The 16,562-nt window shown below is 64.5% G+C and carries 16 protein-coding genes; 3 read left to right on the top strand and 13 right to left on the bottom strand.

Annotation, left to right across the window (positions count from 1 at the left end):
- A complete protein-coding gene (xdhA, locus tag CN933_RS22135; protein ID WP_102762376.1) occupies window positions 1-1,482 on the bottom strand; it encodes a xanthine dehydrogenase small subunit in 1,482 nt (493 codons plus the stop codon).
- A gap of 5 nt (window positions 1,483-1,487) precedes the next feature.
- Complete coding sequence (gene uraH / locus CN933_RS22130) at window positions 1,488-1,859, bottom strand: hydroxyisourate hydrolase (protein WP_102762375.1); 372 nt, start codon at window positions 1,857-1,859, stop codon at window positions 1,488-1,490.
- A gap of 167 nt (window positions 1,860-2,026) precedes the next feature.
- Here uraH and puuE point away from each other — a divergent pair, with 167 nt between their 5' ends.
- Both puuE and alc read left to right on the top strand, forming a co-directional pair.
- Entirely contained in the window at window positions 2,027-3,442 is a 1,416-nt protein-coding gene (gene puuE, locus CN933_RS22125) for an allantoinase PuuE (protein WP_102762374.1), read from the top strand.
- A 9-nt stretch (window positions 3,443-3,451) separates the two neighbouring features.
- The gene (gene alc / locus CN933_RS22120) at window positions 3,452-4,474 is read left to right on the top strand and encodes an allantoicase (protein ID WP_102762373.1); all 1,023 of its coding nucleotides are present in this window, start codon (window positions 3,452-3,454) and stop codon (window positions 4,472-4,474) included.
- Window positions 4,475-4,584: 110 nt separating this feature from the next.
- On the opposite strand, the gene CN933_RS22115 is transcribed toward alc, so the two are convergent.
- From CN933_RS22115 to CN933_RS22100, 4 genes are all read right to left on the bottom strand, one after another.
- Window positions 4,585-4,992 (bottom strand): DUF2442 domain-containing protein, encoded by a 408-nt coding sequence (locus tag CN933_RS22115; RefSeq protein WP_102762372.1) that lies wholly within the window; start codon window positions 4,990-4,992, stop codon window positions 4,585-4,587.
- Window positions 4,985-5,224, bottom strand: a complete 240-nt coding sequence (locus CN933_RS22110; protein WP_018097064.1) for a DUF4160 domain-containing protein — start codon at window positions 5,222-5,224, stop codon at window positions 4,985-4,987. Before CN933_RS22110 ends, CN933_RS22115 begins: the two co-directional genes overlap by 8 nt.
- A gap of 171 nt (window positions 5,225-5,395) precedes the next feature.
- Window positions 5,396-6,688: an NCS2 family permease gene (locus CN933_RS22105; protein WP_014530473.1), complete on the bottom strand. Its 1,293-nt coding sequence runs from the start codon at window positions 6,686-6,688 to the stop codon at window positions 5,396-5,398.
- Window positions 6,689-6,965: 277 nt separating this feature from the next.
- Window positions 6,966-7,676, bottom strand: coding sequence for a phosphoribosyltransferase (locus CN933_RS22100; protein ID WP_102762371.1), 711 nt, complete (start codon window positions 7,674-7,676; stop codon window positions 6,966-6,968).
- A 151-nt stretch (window positions 7,677-7,827) separates the two neighbouring features.
- Between CN933_RS22100 and CN933_RS22095 the strand changes: the two genes are divergently transcribed.
- Window positions 7,828-8,997, top strand: coding sequence for a M20 aminoacylase family protein (locus CN933_RS22095; protein WP_102762370.1), 1,170 nt, complete (start codon window positions 7,828-7,830; stop codon window positions 8,995-8,997).
- A 6-nt stretch (window positions 8,998-9,003) separates the two neighbouring features.
- Here CN933_RS22095 and CN933_RS22090 read toward each other — a convergent pair whose 3' ends face one another.
- From CN933_RS22090 to CN933_RS22060, 7 genes are all read right to left on the bottom strand, one after another.
- Complete coding sequence (locus CN933_RS22090) at window positions 9,004-10,785, bottom strand: adenine deaminase (protein ID WP_102762369.1); 1,782 nt, start codon at window positions 10,783-10,785, stop codon at window positions 9,004-9,006.
- Entirely contained in the window at window positions 10,782-11,705 is a 924-nt protein-coding gene (locus CN933_RS22085) for a nucleoside hydrolase (RefSeq protein WP_102762368.1), read from the bottom strand. The genes CN933_RS22090 and CN933_RS22085 overlap by 4 nt, the downstream gene beginning before the upstream one ends.
- Window positions 11,706-11,711: 6 nt before the next feature.
- Complete coding sequence (locus tag CN933_RS22080; protein WP_102762367.1) at window positions 11,712-12,740, bottom strand: ABC transporter ATP-binding protein; 1,029 nt, start codon at window positions 12,738-12,740, stop codon at window positions 11,712-11,714.
- Complete coding sequence (locus tag CN933_RS22075; protein ID WP_102762366.1) at window positions 12,733-13,512, bottom strand: ABC transporter permease; 780 nt, start codon at window positions 13,510-13,512, stop codon at window positions 12,733-12,735. The genes CN933_RS22080 and CN933_RS22075 overlap by 8 nt, the downstream gene beginning before the upstream one ends.
- Window positions 13,509-14,336 carry an ABC transporter permease gene (locus CN933_RS22070; protein WP_018097071.1) on the bottom strand — a complete coding sequence of 276 codons (828 nt, stop codon included), beginning with the start codon at window positions 14,334-14,336 and terminating at the stop codon, window positions 13,509-13,511. The genes CN933_RS22075 and CN933_RS22070 overlap by 4 nt, the downstream gene beginning before the upstream one ends.
- A gap of 88 nt (window positions 14,337-14,424) precedes the next feature.
- A complete protein-coding gene (locus CN933_RS22065; protein WP_102762365.1) occupies window positions 14,425-15,447 on the bottom strand; it encodes an ABC transporter substrate-binding protein in 1,023 nt (340 codons plus the stop codon).
- The gene (locus tag CN933_RS22060; RefSeq protein ID WP_102762364.1) at window positions 15,444-16,514 is read right to left on the bottom strand and encodes a LacI family DNA-binding transcriptional regulator; all 1,071 of its coding nucleotides are present in this window, start codon (window positions 16,512-16,514) and stop codon (window positions 15,444-15,446) included. The genes CN933_RS22065 and CN933_RS22060 overlap by 4 nt, the downstream gene beginning before the upstream one ends.
- Between the last annotated feature and the right edge of the window lie 48 nt (window positions 16,515-16,562).

Here is a 16,562-nt window from a genome sequence, read left to right as displayed (position 1 = left end):
CTACATAGCCACCGCGACCGTGCGGTCGATCCGGATATTGCGCGTTTCCTGCGTTTCCAGATGGAAGCGCCGCAGAAGATTCCTTGCAACGAGCATCCGATATTCGGAAGAGGCGCGCCAATCGGTGAGCGGCGTGTAATCCCGCTCGAAGGCCGCTACGCCAGCCTCGATGGCAGCGTCGTTCCATTGCGCGCCCTTGAGAGCGGCCTCCACTTTCGACGCGCGCTTCGGCGTGCCCGCCATGCCGCCAAAGGCGATAGCCACGTCGGCAACCTTGCCGTCACCGTCGAGCTTCACGCGGAACGCGCCACAGACTGCGGAGATATCTTCATCGAAGCGTTTCGTGATCTTGTAGACGGCGAAGCGGTCGGTCTCGTCCAGGAAGGGGATCCGGACAGTCTCTACGAATTCGCCGGGTTCGCGATCCTGCTTGCCGTATTCGATGAAGAAGGCTTCGAGGGGCAGCGTGCGGCGGCGTGCTCCCTTGCGCAGGATCACCGAAGCGCCAAGTGCGATCAGCGCCGGCGGCGTGTCGCCGATCGGCGAACCGTTGGCGATATTGCCTCCGACCGTGCCCATATTGCGCACCTGCTCGCCGCCGATGCGATCCCAGAGCTCGCGAAGTTGCGGGAAGTGCCGGACGATGACCGGATAGGCCTCCGTGTAGCTTACGCCGGCGGCAAGGCTGATCCCGTTCGCGTCGACGGAGATCCGCCGCAGTTGTTCAAGATGCGAGAGATGGACGACCGGCGCGATGTCGCGCATGAATTTGGTGACCCAGAGCCCGACATCGGTCGAACCGGCGACGATCGTCGCCTTGGGGTTTGCCTCAAGAACCACGGCGAAATCGTCCAGCGAGGCCGGAAGCACGACGCGCTCGTCTTCGCCTCCGATCTCGACGCGGCGCCCGTCCCGAAGCGCCTCCAGTTGCCGCGTGATCTCCTCGCGTTCCACGATCAGCGGATCCTTGCCGAGCTCGCCGACCGATGCAATCGCTTCCGCCGCCCGAATGATCGCCGCATAACCGGTGCAGCGACAGAGATTGCCCTGCAGCGCCTTCTCGATTTCCTGAACGCTCGGCTTGGCATTCGTCATCCAGAGGCCGTAGAGCGACATCACGAAACCGGGTGTACAGAAACCGCATTGCGAGGCGTGCGTGTCGACCATCGCCTGCTGCACGGGGTGCAGCGGCCCGTTCGGCTGCGCAAGCGCTTCGACCGTCACCACATGGCAGCCATCGAGCGATGCGACGAAGCGGATGCAGGCGTTGACGGATTCGTATTTGAGCTTGCCGTCGAGAAGCCGGCCGACAAGCACGGTGCAGGCGCCGCAGTCGCCTTCCGCGCAGCCTTCTTTCGTCCCGCGCAGATTCCGGTCGATGCGCAGAAAGTCCAGCAGCGTCTGCACCGGCGATACATCGGCAAGCTCGACGGGCCGGTCGTTCAAAAGGAAACGGATCGTGTTGCGGATTTCGGTCGTCATTGCCGTCAGCTCCCGCGATAGGTGGAATAGCCGTAGGGCGAAAGCAGGAGCGGCACGTGATAATGCGCGGCCCGGTCGGCGATCCCGAAGCGGATAGGGATCACGTCGAGAAACGGGTGCGTGCCGCGCTCATCCGCAGTGCCGAGATATTCTCCGGCGTGAAAGCGCAGTTCGTAGGTTCCGGTTGCCATCGTGGAGCCGTTGAGAAGCGGCGCGTCGCAGCGCCCGTCATCGTTGGTGCGGGTAGAGGAGAGGAGCTCACTCCGCTCACCTTCAATCCGGTAGAGATCGATGCGCAGATTGCTTGCCGGTTTCCCGCTCGCCGTGTCCAATACGTGGGTCGTCAGGCGCCCGGGCGTTCCGTCTTGAACTTGCATTCTGTCGCTCCTCCGAAAGTCAGCATCGAGGATAGAGTATCCGGGCGGCGGGCGCCCTTGTGTAGCGGGCTCAACCTTCGAGACTTTCAAATTTTTCCGGGGGATTGGGAGAGCGGAATTCTCGCTACGAATTGGGCGACGAGACAATCTCTGGAGGAGCTGCTGCTATGAGATATCCCCGCGATCTCCTGGGCCATGGTCCGAACCCGCGCATCGCTTGGCCCGACGGCGCCCGGATCGCCGTGCAATTCGTGATCAATTACGAGGAGGGCGGAGAGAACTGCGTGCTTCACGGCGACGCGGCGTCGGAGGCCTTTCTCTCGGAAATCGTCGGCGCTCAGGCCTGGCCAGACCAGCGCCACTGGAACATGGAATCGATCTACGAATACGGCGCGCGCGCCGGCTTCTGGCGGCTGCACCGGTTGTTCACCGAAAAGGAGATACCGGCAACCGTCTACGGCGTGGCCACGGCCCTCAAGCGATCGCCCGCCCAGGTGGCCGCCATGCAGGACGCCGGCTGGGAAATCGCTTCCCACGGCCTCAAATGGATCGAGCACAAGGATTTCGACGCGGAGCGCGAGCGCGCCGAGATCGCCGAGGCGATCCGCCTTCACACGATCGTAACCGGTGAACGGCCGACCGGCTGGTATACCGGCCGCTGCTCCGTGAACACGCTCGACCTCGTGACCGAGACCGGCGGCTTCGACTATGTCTCCGACGCATATGCGGACGACCTGCCCTACTGGCACGAACATGCCGGCCGGCACCAGCTCGTCATCCCCTACACCCTCGACGCCAACGACATGCGTTTCGCAACGCCACAGGGCTTCAACAGCGGCGACCAGTTCTTCAGCTATCTGAAGGACAGTTTCGACATTCTCTACGCCGAGGGCGCTGCCGGCGCGCCGAAGATGTTGAGCATCGGCCTCCACTGCCGTCTGGTCGGCCGGCCCGGCCGCGCCGCCGCACTGGCGCGCTTCCTCGACTATGTGAAGAGCCACGAGAAAGTCTGGCTTGCCCGCCGCATCGACATTGCCCGCTACTGGGCAGAAACCTATCCGTTCCAGCCGAATGAAAACCGACCGTCGCGATTGTCGAAAGATGACTTCATTGGTCGCTTCGGAGGGGTGTTCGAGCACTCGGACTGGATCGCCAGACGCGCCTTCGCAGGCGAACTCGGCCCCGCCAACGACACCGCGTCGGGACTGCACGCGGCGCTCTGCGCGGCATTTCGCGAGGCAAGCGACGAGGAACGGCTAGCCGTCCTTACAGCCCACCCCGATCTTGCCGGCAAGCTCGCCCAGGCGAAGCGCCTGACCGAAAGCTCGACTTCGGAGCAGGCTTCCGCGGGTCTCGACGCGCTGACGGATCAGGAGCGCGAGCGCTTCACGGCCCTCAACCATGCCTATGTCGAGAAGTTCGGCTTTCCCTTCATCATGGCCGTCAAGGGGCGCAGCAAGGACGAGATTCTTGCCGCCTTCGAGAACCGTATCGGCAACGATCGGGAGACCGAGTTCAACGCCGCGTGCCGCCAGGTGGAGCGGATCGCGCTGTTGCGGCTGCGCGACACTTTGCCGGACTGAGGCGGCGCCATGACGCGCGCCGCTGAAGTTCCCCCCGGCTTTGCGGGCGGGACGATCAACCTCGCTTCCGCGGGCCTCGGCGCCCGCGCGCTCTTTGCGACGGACGAATTCTTCGGCCCGGTGGAGCGCATGCTCAAGGACGAGCCGGCCGCGTTCCACCCCGGCCTTTACGACGATAACGGCAAATGGATGGACGGCTGGGAAACCCGCCGCCGCCGCGGTGCCGGCCACGACCACGCGGTCATCGCGCTCGCCGTGAAAGGGCGGATTGCCGGCTTCGACGTCGACACGTCGCACTTCACCGGCAATTATCCGAGCGCCTGCTCGATAGAAGCCTGTCATTCGGCGGAAGATCCGGACGAGGCGGCCGAGTGGATCCAACTGCTGGCGGTCACCGCCCTCGGACCGAATGCACATCACTTCTTCGCCGTGCACTCCGACGCGGTCTACAGCCATGTCCGGTTGCGCATCCATCCGGATGGCGGTATCGCCCGGCTGCGGGTCTACGGCACTCCGGCACTCGATCTCAAGGCCATAGCGAACGAGACGATCGATCTCGCCTCTTGCCTTTCCGGGGGCCGGATCGTCGCCCTCTCCAACGGCCATTACGGCCACGAACGCCTCATTGCGCCCGGCCGGGGTACGAATATGGGCGATGGCTGGGAAACGCGCCGACGCCGCGAACCGGGCTACGACTGGATCATCGTCAAGCTTGCCGCACGCGGGCACGTCGATCGGATCGTCGTCGACACGGCGCACTTCAAGGGCAACTACCCGGACGGCTGCTCGCTACAGGCGGCTGACCTCGCAGGCGTGGCTGCCGGGTGCGACGTGCTCGCCGCCTCCTCCGCGATGTTCTGGGAAGAGCTTCTGCCGCACCGGAAGCTTTCCGCCGACAGCATCCATGAGTATGGGGCCGATATGCTTGGACATGCCGATCCGGTTACGCATGTGCGCCTGAACATCTACCCGGATGGCGGCGTCAGCCGCCTGCGCATTTACGGCCGGGTCGCCGAGGCGAGCATATCCTAGATCAGAATGACATTAGGTCGGGTTGACCCTAGAGTCGTGAGTGTGATCGATTTCAATAGGTTAGAGCGGGACGTGGGCGGAAGACCGCGCACACTTTTCCTAATCCCGCTCTAGCCGCGGGCCGCTTTGCGCGGCCGCCCGCCCTTGGCACCATTAGCACGCGCGGCTGCTGCCTTCGCCGGCGATGTCGCTTGCCCCGCCCGCCGCGCCATATAAGCCTTGGTGCCGAATATGCCGGCCAAAAGGCCCGGAATCGAAAGATCGACGTCCAAGGCCTCCCAATGCAGGCCATAACCTTGCCCAAGGATCTCGACTGCGGCGAGCTGATCGCTGCTCCCATCTTCCAGTCCCTGCGCCAGGCGTGGCGGAAAGGCGAACGTGCAGCCATTGGTCAACTCCACAACGATCCGGCCGCTTCGCTCGTCATAGCGCGCAGATGCAGCACGGGGCTCTGTTTCTCGCGCCATCCGGCCGCTCTCCAAAGCTGCGTCGATTTGGGTGTCCGTCAATTCAGCCATGAATCGCCCTCCATCTGCCGAGGAATTGCTGTTGCCGTTCGTTGACGATCTGGACGGCCCGGCGCACATCGCTCCGCTTCATGCCATCAGCCCAAATCAATTCCGGAACGCCATCCGGTCCGATCAGGTTGATCTTGACCTGCCCATCGCCAAAGACATGTACATGGGCCGGTTCATGATCGTCAGTAAAGATGACGACGCTCAGGCCGTTTGCGCGATAGATCGTGACCATACACGCAAGTAACCTATCATGATGGGTTACTCAAGTCCAACTTTGTCACGCGAGCGCCGCGAAGTATGTCTTAAAGTCCGGCAAGAACGCCAGGGGTTTGACGGCTTGTCAACGACCGTGGCGGCCTTGGAGGGCCGCGCCGGTCGCGACCCTCCCCCCAACCATGCTCCGTCACTCGGCGAAGAATGCGAAGCGGACGATGAACAGTGCCGCGACGAGCTGGGTCGCCGGATGGATGACGTTCCACTTGCCGGTGCAGACCTTCAGGACGACATAGCTTACGAAGCCGAAGGCGAGACCGTTGGCGATCGAATAGGTGAAGGGCATGGCGATGGCGGTCAGCGCCGCGGGTGCCGCCTCCGTCAGGTCGTCCCATTCGATCTCCGTGAGCTCGCGCATCATCAGGCCGGCAACGTAAAGCAGTGCCGGCGCGGTCGCATAGGACGGAACGGCGGCGGCAAGCGGCGAGATGAAGAGTGCGGCGAGGAACAGCACCGAGATCGTCAGCGCCGTTAGACCGGTGCGCCCGCCCGCCTGCACGCCCGAGGCGCTTTCGACATAGGCGGTCGTGCTGCTGGTGCCCATCAGCGAGCCGGCGACGATGGCCGAGCTGTCGGCAAGCAATGCACGCCCGAGACGGCTGGGCTTGCCCTCTTCCACCAGTTTCGCGCGCTTGGCGACACCGATCAGCGTGCCGGTCGCGTCGAAGACCTCGACGAGCACGAAGACGAGAATGACGTGGACGAGACCGCCATGCAGGGCGCCCATGATGTCGAGCTGGAGGAAGGTCGGCGCAATGCTCGGCGGCGCAGAGACGATGCCCTGGAATTCCGACACACCGAGAAACATCGACAGGACCGTTACCACCAGGATGCCGATGAGGATGGATCCGCGGACATTGAGCGCGTCGAGAACGGCGATGACGAAGAAGCCGAGGATCGCGAGCAGCGGTCCGGTCTGCTTGAGATCGCCGAGGCCGACCAGCGTCGCCGGATTGTCGACGACGATGCCGGCGTTTTTCAGGGCGATGATGCCCAGGAACAGGCCGATACCGGTCGCGATCGCGCTGCGCAGCGAATGCGGTATGCCAGCAATCAGCCAGCTTCGGACCCCCGTGACCGTCAGGAGCAGGAAAATGATGCCGGAGATGAAGACGGCGCCGAGTGCCTGCTGCCAGGTGAAGCCGAGGGCGGCGACGACCGTGAAGGCAAAAAATGCGTTGAGGCCCATGCCGGGCGCCATGCCGATCGGCCAATTGGCAACGAGAGCCATGACGGCGGAGCCGAGAGCGGCCGCAAGACAGGTCGCGACGAAGATCGCGTTGCGGTCCATGCCGGTGGTCGACAGGATGTCAGGATTGACGAAGATGATGTAGGACATCGTAAGGAACGTCGTAACGCCGGCGATCACTTCCGTGCGGACGGTCGTGCCGTGCTCCTTAAGCTTGAAGAGTCGTTCAAACATTTTTCCTCCCTTGGCAGACGTCATCTCGACGCAGCCGAACGACAGAGACCGGGTGTGTTGCTCCTCCAAGAGCCCGGCCATTGCAAGTTGATCGCGCCCCGATATTCTTCAGGGGGTATGATCCAGGCCGTGCGGCCTCGCCGGATGGGACGCCATCGCAAGCACCCGATTGTGCGTTTTCGCGCGCATGATCGCTAGCCACCGATTTCGACGCCGGGAGCGAAAGACTTTCAAGTTTTCGAGGGCATTCCGGGCGCTCCTGCGGGCACCGGCAACGTCAGATCCGGGTATCGGACGCGGTCCAGGCGCCGTCTTCGGCACGGACGAGCATCGGCGTCGCGAAGACGCCTACGGTCCGCTCCGGCCATTGCGGAGAAAGGTCGGCGAGCGGCTTGCGCCACCGGTCCGACTGCAACATGGCGGCAGCGATCGCGACCGGCTCGATGCCGCAGGCCGCCATCAGCGACAGGCCGGCAAGTATCGAGGCCCCGCTCGATATCACATCGTCGATCAGGGCGACTCGCCGGCCCCTCAACAGCGGCAGCATGCGGGGATCGACGTAGAGTCGCTTCTTCTGGCCCGGCGTCGTGATGGACGACAGCGGAACGGAGAGATCGTCGACGTACCAGAATTTTCGCGAGGTTCCGAGCGGCGCATAGCGCTTGTGGCCGAGCTTGCGGGCAACGGCTGCGGCAAGCGTCAGTCCGAGTGTCGGAAGACCCGCGACGATTTCCGGCCGGAACGGCGCCAGTCGGCCGGCCAGTTCCTCCGCGAGCGCGTCCTCCACCTCGAAGCTCGCCTGATTGATGATCAGCGAGGCCAGCGCATGCTTTCCGTCCGAAAGCGGCCGGATCGGCAGCAGGATCTGGCGTCCGTCCGCGAGAGTGGCTGGAAATGAGGCGCGGAAGCCGCCGTGCTTGACAAAGCTACCGGGTGGAAAGACCTCCTGCCAGTAATCGTGCGGCTCGATCGCCTTCGTTTCCGTCATGCCAAGCGTCCGTTCGGGTGAGTAAAAGGTTCTGATCCCAGAGTTTTTCGTCTATACCCATTGCCGCTTCGATCAAACCGAAAGGGCACACCCTAGCGCCAAAAGCTGGGGAATTCAGGCCCTTTCCAGACTGCTCAAGGAATGCCTGCCGATGCGCGTGCCCCCCGGGATTGTCGACGATCTCACCTTTCTCACGGCCTTTCGCCGCGACCTGCACGCTTATCCCGAACTCGGTTTCGAGGAAGAGCGGACGAGCGATCTCGTAGCGAGGCTCCTCGAAGAAGCAGGCGTCAAGGTCCACCGCGGCCTCGGCAAGACAGGCGTCGTGGGCACGCTGCAGGTCGGCAACGGCACGCGCGCGATCGGCCTGCGCGCCGACATGGATGCGCTCGCGATGCCGGAACTCGCCGATCGGCCTTACAAATCCAAGATAGCGGGGAAGATGCATGCCTGCGGCCATGACGGCCATACGACGATGCTGCTCGGCGCTGCGCGCCACCTTGCGGCGACGCGTGACTTCTCGGGAACGGTCCATTTCATCTTCCAGCCTGCCGAGGAAGGCCGCGGCGGCGCCAGGCGCATGGTGGAGGACGGGCTGTTCGACCTTTTCCCTTGCGACGCGGTCTATGGATTGCACAACATGCCGGGCCTCGCAGTGGACGAGATGGCCGTCGTGGCGGGGCCGCAGCTTGCCTCGTCGGACAGCTGGCGCCTCACCTTCCGCGGCGTCGGCACGCACGGCGCCAAGCCGCATCTCGGCCGCGATCCGATCACGGCGGCAGGGACGTTTCTTGCTTCCCTGCAAACTGTGGTCGGCCGGGTCGTCGACCCGCTGCAGCCGGCGGTCGTCAGCGCCTGCGCGCTGCAAGCAGGCGATCCGAAAGCCCTGAACGTCATTCCGGATACGGTCGAGATCGGCGGCACGGCGCGTGCCTATACGCCGCATGTGCGCGACCAGCTGCAAGAAGAGATCGACCGGTTGGCGCAGGGGACCGCGGCGATGTACGGAATCGAGGCCGATTATCGTTTCGAGCGGCGTATTCCCCCGGTCGTCAACGATCCGGACGCGACGGCGCGCGCACTTTCGGCCGCCCGGTCCGTCTTCGGCGAGAAGGCGCTGACCAGCTTCCCGCCCTCGACCGCCGGGGACGACTTCGCCTTCTTTGCGCTGGAGGCGCCCGGCTGCTATGTCTGGCTCGGCAATGGCCCCGCCGTCGACGGCGCGCTGCACCACAACAGCGCCTACGACTTCAACGACGCGGCGATCGGTCCCGGCGCTGCCTTCTGGACCGCGCTGGTGGAACAGGAGCTCAAGGCCTGAAGAGCGTCAGGACGTCTCCAGGACCGGGCTTTCGAGCAGCTTGCCGGTCGCTACGTCGGCAATGCCCCGATCCGTCTGGTGCGGCCCGGCATTGCAGGCGAGCGTCGCCCCGAAGCAGGCCTTGAACACGAGATAAGGAGGCTGCCACTCCACGATTCCGCCGGCAGCCTCGCGAATGGCCGCGAACCCTGCTGCGACTTCGGCCAGCGACATATCCGAAACAAGCCCGCAAAGCGGTAGAGGCAGCAGCGCCTCGACCTTGCCTTCGGCAGCGACGGCCATCCCGCCGCCGGCTTCAATCACCGCATTGGCCGCAACCATCATGTCGCGGGGGTTGCCGCCGAAGACCGTCAGATTGTGGCTGTCATGCGAAACCGTCGTCGCAAAGGCGCCGCGCCACTCGCCCCAGCCTTCAAGCAAACCGACCCGCGGACGGCTGTCGGCGCGGCCATGCCGATGAGCGACGGCAATCAGCGTCGTACCCTTCGGCGGCACCAGACATCCGCCCGAAACCCCGGCTCTCGTCTCGCCCCATCGGGTGAAGCGCGGCCGGTCGATCGTCACGACGCGCGCCGTGCTGCCCGTGGCAGCGATGCGAAAGTCGTCCTCTGTCAGCGGTTCGATCTTCATCGTGTTGCGCAAGGGCGAGACATCGGCCGCGACGGGCGCCTGAAGCATCCCACCGCCGCTCGCCACCAGCCTGCCGTTCGCCAGCACATGCAGTGCGCGGAAATCACGAATGTCCTCGAAGAGCACGATGTCGGCACGGCGACCCGGAGCGATCAGGCCGAGATCGGCCCTTCCCAGCCGCCGGGCGGCATTGAGGGTTGCCGCCTGCAGCGCCCACTCGGCCTTGAGCCCGTAGCGCACGAGGCGGCGGACCACGTCGTCGAGGCCGCCGTCGCGGTGAAGATCGTCCGGGAACACGTCGTCGGTACAAAGTGTGACCGTCTGCGGCAGATGCCCGAAAGCACCGAGCGCCGTCACGAACTCGGGAAGAAGGTGATCGTGCGAGCCGCGCAGCTCGATGGTCAGTCCCGCGCGGAGCTTCGCTATCAGGTCGTCGCCGGAGACGAGTTCGTGATCGGAGCTGACGCCTGCCGTCACGAAGGCCTGCAGATCGGCTCCCGCCAGGCCGCGCGCATGCCCGTTGACCTGTTTGCCCGCCTTCAGCCCCGCCTCGACGATCGCAGTCATGCGCGGATCGCCGTCGATGACGCCGCGCATGTTCATGACCTCGGCAATCCCGCCGATCTCCGGCCAGGACAGCATTTCCGCGACGGCATCGGCGTCGAAATCCGCGCCGGCGACCTCCAGACCGGGAGCGGAGGGCACGCAGGACGGCGCCAGCACCACGGCGCGCAAGGGCAGACCGCCCATTGCGTCGACAGCCCAGCGCACGCCGGCAAGTCCGCTCACATTTCCCAGTTCGTGCGGGTCCCAGACGACTGTGGTCACGCCGCGCGGCACCACGGCGGCAGCGTAGACCGCGGGCGTCACCATCGAGCTTTCGACATGCATATGCGTGTCGATAAGGCCGGGCGAAAGGTAGGCTCCCGCCGCATCGATGACCGTGTCCGCGTCGCTGCGCGACTCGGGTGTATGGACGCTCGCGATGAGCGCACCGACGATCCCCACATCCGCCGCCCGGCATTCGCCCGTCACGACATCCACGACCGAGCCGCCGGCCACGAGCACGTCGAAGGGCGCATCTCCGCGTGCGGCGGCAACTGCGCGCGCCCGCAAGCCGGCGTGATCGAGGTCGGCGGGTTGCTGCAGGTCCTTCATCCGGCGGCTTCCTTGGCGAGCGCACCCAGCAGGTGCCCGCGGACACGTTCCGCATCGACGTCGACCGCATAATGGGCGTTGAATGTCTCGTGGCTCCCCCGCGTCTCGACCACCGTCCGGCCGCGCGTCAATGCACCGGCAAGCTCGACATCGATTCGCGCCGGGCGAAACGACACAGCGTTTCCATCGACCAGCGCAACGGCTGCGCAGGGATCGTAGATCGCCATGCCCGCCCTTCCACGGCTCGTGCCGATCGCGACGTAGCCGGCGAGAAGGTCGGCAAGCAGCGCGGCCTTCGCGCCACCTGCGGTGCGCATGGCTTCCACATCGTCCGGATAGGCGATGACCTTCCGGCAGAGGTCGAGATCGACCATCCGGAACGGCACGCCGTGGGCAAGCACGATGGCAAGCGCTTCCGGATCAGCAAAGGCGTTGAATTCGGCGGACGCCGTATGATTGCCGCTGGAAACACCGCCACCCATCCAGGTGAGCTCGTCGATCCGCGCGGCGAGGTCGGGACGTGCCAGAGCAAGGGCAGCGATATTGGTCAGCGGCCCGAGCGCCAGGATACGATGCGGACCGTCGCCGTCCTCCAGCCAGCGGCAGAGAGCAAGGAACGCGTCGCTATCCGGCAGGGCGGGTGCATCGGGGAGGCTCAGTCCCGCCGTCGGAATGCCGGTCCTGCCAAGGATGCGCTCCGCCGTCTCGAGCTTCCCGAGCACGGGTAGCGCCCGTCCCTGATGGATCGGAAAGGTCCAACCGAAAGCCTGCGCTGCTGCCGCGGCGTTGCGCTTCACCTGCCCGAGCGGCACATTGCCGTAGACCAGCGAGACGCCGTCGACGGCCTCACCGGCGTGAAGGACGACGAGCATCGCGGCGATGTCGTCGAAGCCCATATCCGTGTCGATCCAGATGCCCATGGCGGATCAATTGAACCTTTCCAGCCTCGCGGCCTTTTCGACCGGCAGATCGAAGGCGAGCGTGGTGCCTGCGGCATGCGCGGGCACGGCCGCATCCACTTCGGCCTTCAGTGCACCGAGCGGCGTATCGAGCAGGTATTCGCGCGTGCTGCCCGAAAAAGAGGCCCCGCGCACTGTGCCTGTGAAAGGGCCCGACCCCAGGGTCACCATGCGCGGGCGCCAGGCAAGCCCAGCCGCATCGTGCGGCAAAGGCCCGGGAAGCTCGATCGGGCCGTTTCCGGCGCGCAATTTGCCGTTCTCGATGGCAAAGATATTCTCGAAGCCGACGAAATCGGCCACGAAGGCGGAGGCCGGCCGGTTATAGATCTCTTCCGGCGTGCCGATCTGCTCGATCGCACCGTTGAGCATCACCACGATGCGGTCGGCCAGTGACAGCGCCTCGCCCTGATCATGGGTGACGAAGATCATCGTGACGCCGGTTTCCCTCTGGACCCGCTGCAGTTCCGTGCGCATCTCGAGCCTTAGCCGCGCGTCGAGGTTGGAAAGCGGCTCGTCGAGAAGAAGCACCTTCGGCTCCATCACCATAGAGCGGGCAAGTGCTACGCGCTGCTGCTGGCCGCCGGAAAGCTCGGCCGGTTTCCGGTCGGCAAAGCTCGTCAGCCCGACGGATTTCAGGCCGGTCCCGACACGGGATTCGAGCTCCGCGCCGGAGAGGCCCTTCAGCCGCAGACCGAAGGCGACATTCTCGAAGACGGTGAGATGCGGGAATAGCGCATAGGACTGGAAGACAAGCCCGACGGAACGCCTGTTCGCGGCAACGCGGGTGATGTCGGCGCCGTCGAGGCTGATGCGGCCCGATTGCGGCTTCAGCAGGCCGGCGATGGAGCGCATCGTCGTGGTCTTGCCGCAGCCCGAAGGTCCGAGAAAGGCGACAAGCTCGCCTTTTCGGATCGACAGATCGAGATCCTTCACCGCGACGGTGTCGCCATAGGCGAGCGTCAGTTTTTCGAGGCTGAGGAAGGCGGGGTCAGACATAGCGGGAAAATCCTAGGAAACGCTCGGCGAGGAAGACGATGCCGATGGACATGAAGGCGAGAAGCGCCGACAGCGCCGCGACCGACGGATCATAGGTGATCTCCATGTAGGAGAGCATGTCGATCGGCAGGGTGCGCACGCCGGGGCCGGAAAGGAACAGCGAAACCGGCACCTGATTGAAGCTGGTGACGAAGCCGAGGATGAAGGCGGCGAGAATGCCGCTGCGGATATTCGGCATGACCACACGGAAAAAGGCGCCGGCGCGCGACGAGCCGAGCAGCACGGCGGCCTCCTCGATATCGGAGCGCAGATTGTTGAGGCTCGCCGAGACGACGCGCACCGCATAGGGCAAGACGAGCGCCGTGTGTGCCAGGAAGAGCGCGAGCGTGATGTTGAAGCCGAAGGGAACGACGAGATAGCGCAGCAGCGCGAGGCCGACGATGATGCCGGGCACGATGATCGGCAGGGAGACGACGGTGCGCACCGTTTCGCCGAATGGCAGCCGGTAACGCGAAAGCGCGTAGGATGCCGGGATGCCGAGGGTGAGCGCGGCAGCCGTCCCGCCGATGGCAAGCAGCATCGACATGGTGAAGCTCTCGCGGAAGCTCTCGACCTCGAAGACCTTTGCGACCCATTTCAGCGACAGGCCTTGCGGCGGAAAGGCAAGCGTTTCGCCCCCCGACAGGGATGCCGCGACGATGATGAAGAAGGGGCCGATCAGAAACGCGGTGACGAGTACGAGCACCGTTACCGGGAAAAGACGGGAATTCATCGCTTGCTCCTCGCGGTGGCGAGCCGCTTCAAGAGAAGGTTGGCTGCGAAGCTCATGACGATCAGGATGAAGGCGATGACGCTTGCGGAGACGAAATCATTGGCGACGGTCACACGCTGATAGAGGAGCGTCTCCAGCATCAGGACCTTGGAGCCCCCGAGGATCGCCGGCGTGATATAGGCTGTCAGGGAGCCGGTGAAGACGAGCGTTCCGCCGATCACCAGACCTTCCTTGGTGAGCGGCAAAATGACCTTCCAGAAGACCTGAAACCAATTGGCGCCGAGCACCCGCGCGGCGGGGATCGCGTCCTTCGGCATGTTTTCGAGCGCGCTGATCAGAGCCAGGATCATCAGCGGCAGGAAGAGCTGCAGGAGTCCGACGAAGACCGCCGTCTCCGTGAACAGGAAGCGCACCGGTTCGTCCGTCAGGCCGACGCTCGTCAGTGCCTGATTGACGATCCCGGTCCTTCCCAGAATGACGATCCAGGCATAGGTGCGCGCAACCGGCGATATCATCAGCGGCAGGACGACGAGGCCGATCATCCGGCCCTTGCCTTTCGGCGGCAGGTTGACGATGGCAAAGGCAGCGGCATAGCCGATGACGGCCGCGACCACGGTTACCGTCGCGCCGAGCCGAAGCGTGCGCAGGAACACCGTCCGGTTGAGCGGATCGGAAAGGAAGCCGGTATAGGCGGATACCGACCAGCCCTCCGCATTGCGGAAGCCTTCGGCGAGCAGGATGACAACCGGCGCCAGAAAGACGACGGCGGCGAACACGGCCGCCGGCAAGGCAAGCGCCAGCGCCTCGGCCCGGTTGTGGAACATCTCTACGCCTTTCCGCGGCAGTGCCGCCGTTGGATACGTGGCGCGACGCCGGCAGGTTCTGGCGTCGCGCGAAACAGGAGCCCGGCTCTTACTGGCCGACCTTGGCGTTCCATTCGGAAAGCCAGGCTTCCCGGTTGTCGAGCGCCACGGCCGACGGGATCAGTTTCAGGTTCTTGACCGTCTCTTCGCCGTAGGTGAGATTCTCGGCGATCTCGGGCGAGACTTTCACCTCCTTGTTGGCCGGGCTGTCGACCAGCTTTTCGGCGAGCGCCGTCTGGATTTCCGTCGACAGCCAGAAATCCATGAACTGAAGCGCCAGATCCTGGTTCTTCGAGCCCTTGGCCAGAACCATGACGTTCATGCCGCCGGTCTGGCCCTCCTTCGGAGTCGCCCACTTGATCGGCAGATCCATCTTGGTGAAGCCCTCCCAGGAGAAACGGCCGATCGGCGCTGCCCAGATTTCTTCCTGCTGCATCAACTGCACGAGTTGCGAGGATTTGACGTAGAAAGTGACGATATCGTCCTTCTTCTCGCCGACGGCGGCGATCGCAGCCTTGAGGTCAGGCGCATTCTGCCCCAGCGCCTCACCGATCATGTAGAGCGTGGGCGGGCCCTGATTGGTCGTGACGTTCGGGAGAGCCACATGGCCGGCGAGCTTGTCGCCGAGCAGATCGGCCCAGGACGTGACTTCCACCTTATCGGACCGATAGACGATCGAGGTGGCGTAGAAAGTGTAGCCGACGCTCATGCCGTCGCCGTTCGGATCCTTGGCGATGTCGTAGAGCTTGTCGAAATTGCCGAGCTTCGAGGTATCGATCTTTTCGATCAGGCCGGCCCTCGTAGCGGAAAGCGCGTCCGCCATGGAAACGACTGCCATGTCGATGACCGGATTTGCCTTGTTGGCCTCCATCTTGGCGAGGCGCTCGACGCTGTTGCCGGTTTCGACCACGAGCTTGCAGCCGCACTTGGTTTCGAAGGGATCATAGACCAGCTCCTTGAACGCGTCCTGGGCGAAGCCGTAGACGGAGATGGTCAGGGTCTTCTCCTGAGCGGATGCGGCATGGGCGCCGATCAAGAGAAGTGCGCTCGAGGCGAGCAGGATGTTCTTCATGGCTGCGGTTCTCCTTCGCTGACAATGGTTGGCTGCACGTTGGGGGGTGGCTGCACGTTGGGGGGTGGCGCCGCCGTGGAGTGGCGGACGACGAGTTGCATGGGCACTTTCGAAATGGTGGCGGCAACGGGCGTGCCGTCGGATTCGGCTTCGCTGGCGCCGATCGCCTGCACCAGCGCCTCGACCGCGAGCGTCGCGATGCGCGCCATATCCATCCGGATCGTGGTCAGCGCCGGCGTCACCACCGGCGACCAGATCAGGTCGTCGAAGCCGGTGACGCTCGCCTGTTCCGGAACATGGATGCCGGCGCGCTGCAGTTCCGTCAGCGCGCGCAGCGCATGCAGATCCGAGACGGCCGCAAAGGCCGTCACGCCTTCCGCCACCTTCCCGGCGAGCCCGAGCGAACAGCCCTTGCCGTGTAGCTGCTCCAGCCGCTCGATCCACAGCGTCTCGGCGCGCACGCCTTCACCCAAAGCCGAGCGAAGGCCGCCGATGCGGTCGTTCTGTACGTTCGAGGCTGGATTGTTTCCGATGATCAGCAGGCGCCGGTGGCCGAGCTCCACGAGATGTTCGGCGATCTGGCGTCCACCGTCCCAGTGATCCGCAGCCACCGTGTTGCCTGGCGTCGACGGCGTGTCCACCACTGCAACCGGGCAACCGACATCGGCAATGCGCGTCCCGCGGCGCGGCACGATGACCATGCCCTCGACGCCCCGTTCGATGAGCCGCTCGATCGCCCTCGTCTGGACCGCGACGTCGCCGCGGGAATCGGCGATCAGCACGCCGTAGCCGGCAGAAGACGCTGCGAACTCGATGGCCTGGGCGATCTGGGGAAAAAGCGGATTGCTGATATCGGGCAGCACCAGCCCGATAACGCCGCTCCTGCCTGTCCTGAGCGCCCGCCCCGCCTGGCTCGGCACGTAACCGAGCTCCGTCGCGGTGGCGCGGATCTTTTCGGCGAGTTCCGCCGAAACACGCCCCTTGCCCGAAAGCGCGTTGGAAACCGTCGCCGCGGAGACGCCGAGAGTCGTGGCTATCCTCGTCAGTTTAGGTCCGGGACGTGCCAAGGTCCAGTCTTCCGCCGCAAGCTGATTAAACGATTAATCAGCGATATA

The sequence above is a fragment of the Sinorhizobium sp. M4_45 genome (assembly GCF_002885915.1).
Lineage (GTDB): Bacteria > Pseudomonadota > Alphaproteobacteria > Rhizobiales > Rhizobiaceae > Sinorhizobium > Sinorhizobium meliloti_A.
The sequence above is the reverse complement of the archived record's forward strand: the minus strand, read 5'-3'. Positions and strand labels throughout refer to the sequence as shown.

What these genes read in the sequence shown, in the direction of transcription:
- CN933_RS22075 (WP_102762366.1), bottom strand. Translation starts at nt 13,512, where the DNA reads ATGAATTCCCGTCTTTTCCCGGTAACGGTGCTCGTACTCGTCACCGCG.
- CN933_RS22065 (WP_102762365.1), bottom strand. Translation starts at nt 15,447, where the DNA reads ATGAAGAACATCCTGCTCGCCTCGAGCGCACTTCTCTTGATCGGCGCC.
- uraH (WP_102762375.1), bottom strand. Translation starts at nt 1,859, where the DNA reads ATGCAAGTTCAAGACGGAACGCCCGGGCGCCTGACGACCCACGTATTG.
- CN933_RS22095 (WP_102762370.1), top strand. Translation starts at nt 7,828, where the DNA reads ATGCGCGTGCCCCCCGGGATTGTCGACGATCTCACCTTTCTCACGGCC.
- CN933_RS22090 (WP_102762369.1), bottom strand. Translation starts at nt 10,785, where the DNA reads ATGAAGGACCTGCAGCAACCCGCCGACCTCGATCACGCCGGCTTGCGG.
- puuE (WP_102762374.1), top strand. Translation starts at nt 2,027, where the DNA reads ATGAGATATCCCCGCGATCTCCTGGGCCATGGTCCGAACCCGCGCATC.
- CN933_RS22070 (WP_018097071.1), bottom strand. Translation starts at nt 14,336, where the DNA reads ATGTTCCACAACCGGGCCGAGGCGCTGGCGCTTGCCTTGCCGGCGGCC.
- CN933_RS22080 (WP_102762367.1), bottom strand. Translation starts at nt 12,740, where the DNA reads ATGTCTGACCCCGCCTTCCTCAGCCTCGAAAAACTGACGCTCGCCTAT.
- alc (WP_102762373.1), top strand. Translation starts at nt 3,452, where the DNA reads ATGACGCGCGCCGCTGAAGTTCCCCCCGGCTTTGCGGGCGGGACGATC.
- xdhA (WP_102762376.1), bottom strand. Translation starts at nt 1,482, where the DNA reads ATGACGACCGAAATCCGCAACACGATCCGTTTCCTTTTGAACGACCGG.
- CN933_RS22110 (WP_018097064.1), bottom strand. Translation starts at nt 5,224, where the DNA reads ATGGTCACGATCTATCGCGCAAACGGCCTGAGCGTCGTCATCTTTACT.
- CN933_RS22115 (WP_102762372.1), bottom strand. Translation starts at nt 4,992, where the DNA reads ATGGCTGAATTGACGGACACCCAAATCGACGCAGCTTTGGAGAGCGGC.
- CN933_RS22085 (WP_102762368.1), bottom strand. Translation starts at nt 11,705, where the DNA reads ATGGGCATCTGGATCGACACGGATATGGGCTTCGACGACATCGCCGCG.
- CN933_RS22105 (WP_014530473.1), bottom strand. Translation starts at nt 6,688, where the DNA reads ATGTTTGAACGACTCTTCAAGCTTAAGGAGCACGGCACGACCGTCCGC.
- CN933_RS22100 (WP_102762371.1), bottom strand. Translation starts at nt 7,676, where the DNA reads ATGACGGAAACGAAGGCGATCGAGCCGCACGATTACTGGCAGGAGGTC.